This window comes from Blautia sp. MSK.20.85 (genome assembly GCF_013317245.1).
In the GTDB taxonomy this organism is placed as follows: Bacteria; Bacillota; Clostridia; order Lachnospirales; family Lachnospiraceae; genus Blautia_A.
The window spans coordinates 171,130-178,315 of the sequence record NZ_JAAIUN010000004.1; the positions used below are offsets into that span (position 1 = coordinate 171,130).

7 protein-coding genes are annotated in these 7,186 nt (G+C 43.3%); 6 read left to right on the plus strand and 1 reads right to left on the minus strand.

The window, feature by feature from the left end; genetic code table 11:
* Positions 1 to 194: 194 nt before the first annotated feature.
* The 3 genes from fsa to G5B12_RS03910 are packed head-to-tail and all read left to right on the plus strand — an operon-like array spanning position 195 to position 2,681.
* On the plus strand, positions 195 to 848 hold the full coding sequence (gene fsa, locus G5B12_RS03900; RefSeq protein WP_015525668.1) for a fructose-6-phosphate aldolase: 654 nt from the start codon (positions 195 to 197) through the stop codon (positions 846 to 848).
* Between the two features lie 58 nt (positions 849 to 906).
* On the plus strand, positions 907 to 1,755 hold the full coding sequence (locus G5B12_RS03905; RefSeq protein WP_294420488.1) for a transketolase: 849 nt from the start codon (positions 907 to 909) through the stop codon (positions 1,753 to 1,755).
* A complete protein-coding gene (locus G5B12_RS03910) occupies positions 1,743 to 2,681 on the plus strand; it encodes a transketolase family protein (RefSeq protein ID WP_174087770.1) in 939 nt (312 codons plus the stop codon). The genes G5B12_RS03905 and G5B12_RS03910 overlap by 13 nt, the downstream gene beginning before the upstream one ends.
* Positions 2,682 to 2,696: 15 nt before the next feature.
* Here the strand turns inward: G5B12_RS03910 and yyaC are convergent, their stop codons facing one another.
* Positions 2,697 to 3,299 (minus strand): spore protease YyaC, encoded by a 603-nt coding sequence (gene yyaC / locus G5B12_RS03915; RefSeq protein WP_021977968.1) that lies wholly within the window; start codon positions 3,297 to 3,299, stop codon positions 2,697 to 2,699.
* 158 nt (positions 3,300 to 3,457) lie between these two features.
* Between yyaC and G5B12_RS03920 the strand changes: the two genes are divergently transcribed.
* The 3 genes from G5B12_RS03920 to G5B12_RS03930 all read left to right on the plus strand — a co-directional run bounded on the left by G5B12_RS03920 (position 3,458) and on the right by G5B12_RS03930 (position 6,748).
* Entirely contained in the window at positions 3,458 to 4,741 is a 1,284-nt protein-coding gene (locus G5B12_RS03920) for a LysM peptidoglycan-binding domain-containing protein (RefSeq protein WP_174087771.1), read from the plus strand.
* A 101-nt stretch (positions 4,742 to 4,842) separates the two neighbouring features.
* Positions 4,843 to 6,030 carry a DUF5711 family protein gene (locus G5B12_RS03925; RefSeq protein WP_118062410.1) on the plus strand — a complete coding sequence of 396 codons (1,188 nt, stop codon included), beginning with the start codon at positions 4,843 to 4,845 and terminating at the stop codon, positions 6,028 to 6,030.
* A gap of 10 nt (positions 6,031 to 6,040) precedes the next feature.
* Positions 6,041 to 6,748 (plus strand): CvpA family protein, encoded by a 708-nt coding sequence (locus tag G5B12_RS03930; RefSeq protein ID WP_021977965.1) that lies wholly within the window; start codon positions 6,041 to 6,043, stop codon positions 6,746 to 6,748.
* Positions 6,749 to 7,186: the final 438 nt, after the last annotated feature.

The window sequence follows — 7,186 nt, forward strand, 5'->3', positions numbered from 1 at the left end:
TTACGGCGATATTCGAATTGAGGAAAATGGAAAGAAGCTGTTTTGAGTGAAAAAATTGACAGGCACTATTAATAAAATGTTATTTTATTAATAAAATGTTTATTAATAAAAAACAGGTGTCTTGACCCCCGCAATGAGTTTGTTATAATGGAATCATCAAGAAAAAGAACGAACGTAAACAGGAGGAAAAAACAATGAAATTTTTTATCGACACAGCTAAAGTAGAGGATATCAGAGAAGCAAATGACATGGGAGTTATCTGTGGAGTTACAACAAACCCGTCTCTGATCGCCAAAGAAGGAAGAGACTTCAACGAGGTGATCAAAGAGATCACAACGATCGTTGACGGACCGATCAGCGGTGAGGTTAAAGCTACCACAACAGATGCTGAGGGAATGATCCGTGAGGGACGTGAGATCGCAGCCATCCATCCAAATATGGTTGTTAAAATTCCTATGACAACAGAAGGACTGAAAGCAGTTAAAGTTCTTTCTTCTGAGGGAATCAAGACAAATGTTACTCTGATCTTTTCCGCTAACCAGGCACTTCTTGCAGCAAGAGCAGGTGCTACATATGTATCTCCGTTCCTTGGAAGACTGGACGACATCTCCACAGATGGTGTTGAGCTGATCCAGCAGATCGCTGAGATGTTTGCAGTTGCAGATATCCCGACAGAGATCATCGCGGCAAGCGTTCGTCATCCAATGCACGTAACTGCATGTGCACTTGCAGGTGCAGATATCGCTACTGTACCATTCAAAGTAATCGAGCAGATGACACATCATCCGCTGACCGATGCAGGTATTGCCAAATTCCAGGCTGATTACAAGGCAGTATTCGGTGAGTAATTGAAACCTCTTTTATATACAAACTCCCTGTGAACAACAGGGCACTAAAAAAGGAGACATTAATAACATGGATAAGTTAGAACTTCAGAAAGTTGCCAACGAAGTCCGCAAGGATATCGTAACAGCAGTCCATGCAGCAAAGGCCGGCCATCCGGGCGGATCCCTTTCTGCAGCAGATGTGTTCACCTACTTATATTTTGAAGAGATGAACATCGACCCGAAGGATCCGAAGAAGGCAGACCGTGACCGTTTCGTTCTTTCCAAAGGACATACAGCACCGGGACTTTACTCTGTACTTGCAGAGAGAGGATACTTTCCAAAAGAGGATCTGAAAACACTTCGTCATCTGGGCTCCTATCTTCAGGGACATCCGGATATGAAACATATCCCGGGTGTTGATATGTCCAGTGGTTCTCTTGGACAGGGAATCTCCGCTGCAGCAGGTATGGCTCTTTCTGCCAAACTCAGCAATGATGACTATCGTGTATACACACTGCTTGGAGACGGCGAGATCGAGGAAGGACAGGTATGGGAGGCAGCTATGTTCGCAGGCTTCCGCAAACTGGACAACCTGGTTGTGATCGTGGACAATAACGGACTTCAGATCGATGGTGATATTGCAGATGTATGCTCCCCATACCCGATCGACAAGAAATTTGAAGCTTTCAATTTCCATGTGATCAATGTTGCGGACGGCAACGATATGGATCAGCTGAAGGCTGCTTTTGATGAGGCAAGAGCTACAAAGGGTATGCCGACAGCTATCATCATGAAAACAGTAAAAGGTAAAGGCGTTTCCTACATGGAGAACGCAGTAGGCTGGCACGGAAAAGCTCCGAATGATGAGCAGTATGCACAGGCAATGGAAGATCTGGAGAAGGTAGGTGAAGCATTATGTCAGAAGTAAAGAAAATCGCAACGAGAGCAAGCTACGGCAGTGCCCTCATAGAATTAGGAAAAAAACACGAGGATCTTATCGTTCTTGACGCTGACCTTGCTGCAGCTACACAGACAGGTATGTTTAAAAAAGAATTCCCGGAGCGTCACATTGACTGCGGTATCGCAGAGTGCAACATGATGGGTATTGCAGCAGGAATCGCTTCCACAGGTAAGGTTCCCTTTGCAAGTACTTTTGCAATGTTTGCAGCAGGACGTGCTTATGAGCAGGTTCGTAACTCCATCGGATATCCGAAGCTGAATGTAAAGATCGGAGCAACTCACGGCGGTATTTCTGTAGGTGAAGATGGTGCTACACATCAGTGCCTGGAGGATTTTGCCCTGATGAGAGTGATTCCGGGCATGGTCGTTGCAAGTCCTTCTGATGATATCGAAGCAAAAGCTATGGTTGCTGCTGCTTACGAGCATCAGGGACCGGTATACATGAGATTCGGACGTCTTGCTGTTCCGGTTATCAATGACAGACCGGATTATAAATTTGAGCTTGGTAAGGGCATCGTTCTCCGCGAGGGAAAAGATCTTACCATCATCGCAAACGGACTTTGCGTTGCACCGGCTCTTGAAGCAGCTGAGAAGCTTGCAGCAGACGGAATCGATGCAAAAGTGATCAATATCCATACCATCAAGCCTCTGGATGAGGACCTTGTTGTTGCAGCTGCCAAAGAAACCGGCAAGGTTGTAACTGTTGAGGAGCATTCCATCATCGGCGGTCTTGGCGGAGCTGTATGCGAGTGCCTGGCTGAGAAGGCACCGGTACCGGTTAAACGTATCGGAATCCAGGATGTATTCGGTGAGTCCGGTCCGGCATTAGAGCTTCTTCATAAATACGGTCTCGATGCAGAGGGTATCTACACACAGATCAAAGACTTTGCATAAAATTATGGAATGATTTTATGCATGAGCATGCAGCAGAGCGGAATGCGAATGTTCGCTGTGTGGATCTGATGCAGATAAGTCTGCTTCTGCAGGGAGGATCTTCAGGATTCCTCCGGCAATCACATCTGCCAGAGCGACCACGGTAGAGAGCCGTGTAGTCTGCAAGGTAAGATGCTCCATGAGTCCGGCAGTATTTACAATGCCGGTGATATGGATGTCACCTACAGGAGGCAGATTCTTCTGAACACCAGCACCTGGGTAAAGTGCACCATTTCCAATGGTCACATAGCCCAGGTGCTTTTTTTGTCCAAGAGAAGCATCTATGGCGATCACAAGAGCATGGGGATGAAACTTTTTGATAAGTGATGAGATTTTTTCCAGGTTTAAGGCATGAACCGGGCTGGAAAGTGTACCGTAGACAAAAATATGACCGGTTTCATGAGGCGTAAGCAGGTGTCCGATATATGGGCCTAAACAATCTCCGGTAACACGATCACTGCCGATACATAAAAATACGATTTCAGTCCATCTTTTGGGACAGTGAAGAATACATTTTTTCAGAAGATAAGCAATCTCTCCGGATGAACCGTTTTTTCCGGCATCAATGTAAAAAGCCATGGGGAACCTCGATTCTTTTTTCCCTCTATCATATCCTGAAAAAAGGAAAAATATGCATGGTGCGTAATCTGTCGTTAAATTCTGTGGATAGGCTCTTACATTCTGCTAAAATCCGCATTTTTACTGTGTTATGCTTGGGGCTGAAGGGGTGATATGAGATGATAGAGGTCATTTATAAGGAGGACAAGGAAGATCAGGGAACAGTACAGGAACCGTTTTCCATGCCGAGGAACGTAAGACAGATCGGGCTGGCAAACGGAGATTACAGGATCTATATAGAAGATTATGTATACACATTTCTCTGCAGTCTTGCAGAGGATGGAGAGACAGAAAGCCAGGGGAATGTGGCAGTGCTTACCGGTGAAATCCAATGGACGACAGATATGACCTGCATTTATGTAAAGGGTGCCCTGGCGGCAGATGGGATGGAGGCAACGGCGGAACATATTGATTTTTCGGAAAAAATCTGGCAGAAGATTCAGGATGACAAGGAACAATACTTCCAGGAACAGGAAATTGTGGGATGGTTTTTTGCACAGCCGCAGATAGCAATAGAGGTCACAGAACTCCTGGTGAAAGTACATCTCAGACATTTTGGGGGAGAAAAGATTCTGATGCTGATGGATCCGGGAGAACGGGAAGATGCATTTTTCCGTTATGATGGCGGCACAATGGCAAAACTGACCGGATATTATATTTATTATGAGAAAAATTCTCAGATGCAGACATATATGATCGAACGAAGCCAGAGAGAAGGCGGGAAGGCATCTGAAAAAGTAGAGGACAAGGCTGTCAGGAATTTTAGAAAGATCATAGACAGCAAGAAACCAGAGGAGCGGGAGGAGAAAACTTCCGTTTTTTCTTATGCGGCCACAGTGTGTCTGGCGCTGGCAGTTCTGGTAGCTGGTGTGAATCTTTACCGGAATCAGCAGGGGAAAAAAGGAGTTCCGGAAGATTATCGTGCGACTTCCGCTTCGGTGGTGCAGATAACGCCGGTGATAACGGAAGGAACAGCTGCCCGGGAGACTCAAACCCCGACGCCTTCTGTGAAAGCAGAAAGCAGGGAGAGAATCACAGTAACCCCGGCCGCAGATCCTAAAAAGAAAGAAACGGACAGTCCGGAAAATAATGTTGTGGAAACAACAGTAACAGAAATTCCACCCGGATCAGCAGATACAGAACAGGCAAAAAAACAGAAAAAAAATGAAAGCTCTGAAGAAAAGAATGCGCTGGCAGATTCAACAGAAAAAAAATCAACAGAAGAAACTTCTGCAACTGCCGAAAATGTGCAGAAGACATATGTAATACGTCCGGGAGATACTTTGTATCAGATAAGCCTGAACCGCTATGGGACGGTGGAGGCTATGGAACAGATCTGTGCACTGAATGGAATTTCAGCCAATGAGATCATTTATCCGGGGCAGGTGATTGTTTTACCCTGATAAGCTGTGCTATAATAACTGGAAAATAAACAGATAAGGCAAGGAATACAATCGTGAATATCATAAAAAAAATACAAAAAAAACAAAAGCGTAAAAAGCTTATGAAACAAAAAGCCAAACTAGCACAGGAACAGGCTGTACAGGAAGGGACTCATCACGGAAAGAAGAGTTCTCATCGTCGGAAAATTTCCCGAGGCGGAAAAAAGGTGATCGTGGTTGCGGCAGTTGCTGCGGCTGTCTGCCTGGCTTTTGTTTTTGTGGAAAAGAGAAGTTATCATAGCTATAAAGTATTGAATACAAGTGAGCAGGAAGATGTTGTTTCTACACAGTATGTGGAAATGGACGGGGATATTTTAAGATACAGCCCGGATGGAGTTTCGGTGGTAGATGCCAGTATGAACACGGTATGGAACGAGACTTATACCATGCAGAATCCAATTGCAGATGTAAATGGAAGCAGAGCAGTAGTCGCTGACAGTGAAGGAACATCTCTGTATATCTGTGACAAAAAAGGTGTTACCGGAACAGTTACTACTTCTTATTCTATCGTGAAGGTACGAATAGCGGCGAATGGAATGGTTGCGGCGATTCTTGATAATGATGAGAATACCTGGATTAATTTTTATAATCCGGATGGAAGTCTGGTAGCGGAAAACCTTACCAAGATTGATGATCCGGGATATCCGCTGGATGTGGCGGTATCGGATAATGGTGTAATGATGGTTACATTCCAGTATGTTGATGGAAGCAAAACAACCAGTTATGTGGCCTTTTATAATTACGGAGATGTAGGGCAGAATGAAGATGACCGGATCGTAAGTGGCTATACTTACGAAAATGTTGTGATTCCACAGGTGGAATGTATTAATGAGAGCCAGTATATTGCTCTGCGTGATGACGGATTTTCTACTTATCAGGGAAATCAGATCCCGAAAGAAAGCAAGACTGTCAATGTGAAGCAGGAGATTGTAAGCACATTTTTCGATGAAGACAGAATTGGTCTGGTATTTAAAAATAACAATAAGGACGACCTGTATACAATGGAAGTTTATAACATGAGTGGTCAGCTGAAGTTCCGTAAAAATTTCAATGTTCCATATACTACCATAAAAATGAGCGGCGGTAATATTGTTATGTATAACAGCTCTCAGATCTGTGTGATGAACAGTCGAGGGGTGCAGAAATATATGGGAAGCGTGGATGGCACGATCCGGGACTTTTTCAAGATCGGATGGAACAAATATCTTATGGTACTGGATACGGGAGTAAGTACCATAAAATTCAGTTAAGGAGGCGGACATGAGCTGGACATGGCTTGGACTGGCTGTTCTGGTCCTACTTGCCTTTTCTATGGTGGATGGATACCAAAAAGGTTTTGTGAAAGAAGTGGTATCCGCATTCCTTGTGCTGATCTCAGTTGTAATGGTATGGCTGATCAATCCTTATGTGAATCAGTTTATCCGTGAAAATACTGCCGTTTATGAAAAAATCCAGACATCCAGTGAATCATTTGTAAGTTCTCTGGTAGATGGAAGAGGAATCATGGATGAGGAAGGACAGAATGAACTGATAAGCAGTATGAATCTGCCGGAACTGCTTCAGAAAGGAATTGCTGAGAATAATACAGCATCTGTATATCAGCAGCTGGCGGCAAATACATTTGCGGAATATATATCCGGTTATCTGGCGAATGTGGCAGTGAACTGTCTGTCCTTTCTGGTATCGTATATATTATCGTCCATATTGATACATGTACTGGCTTATGCCCTGGATCTTCTGACAAAACTTCCAGTCATATGTGGCGTAAATAAACTGGCAGGAGCAGCAATTGGAGGAGGAAAATGTATTATTTTCGTATGGGTAGGAATGCTGGTCCTGACAGTTTTGTGCAATACAGAAATCGGTCAGAAGGGGCTGGGTCTGATCCGGGAAGATACAGTGTTGAATTTTCTCTACGGTAAAAACATCTTTATTCGTATTTTTACAGGAATATTCTATCAAAGTTAAATAAAACCGCATTTTGCACACAGAAGGATACCAAAATTCAGGTATTGCTCAGTTCGCAGAATGCGGTTTTTTACGCAAAAACGTGTTTTTTGAAAAAAATGTAAAATTATGTAAAAAACATGTTGACAGAGAAAAGAAAAGATGCTATTCTATCAGAGTTGTTGGGAACAAATTGTTTTTATGAAACTGATAAAGAAATCATGTTTCAGAAAAAATAAAAAAGTAGTTGACAAAAGACAGAAGATATGATAAAGTATCCGAGTCGTCAACAAAACGACAACAAAATCTTAACTCAAAAATGTTTGAAAAAACTTGAAAAAAGTACTTGACAAACAAAAAGAGATGAGATAAAATAAACAAGCTGTCTGAGAGACAGACAAAACAAACCTTGATAACTAAACAGTGAAACACATACGATTCTCGAAAATTTCTTTACAT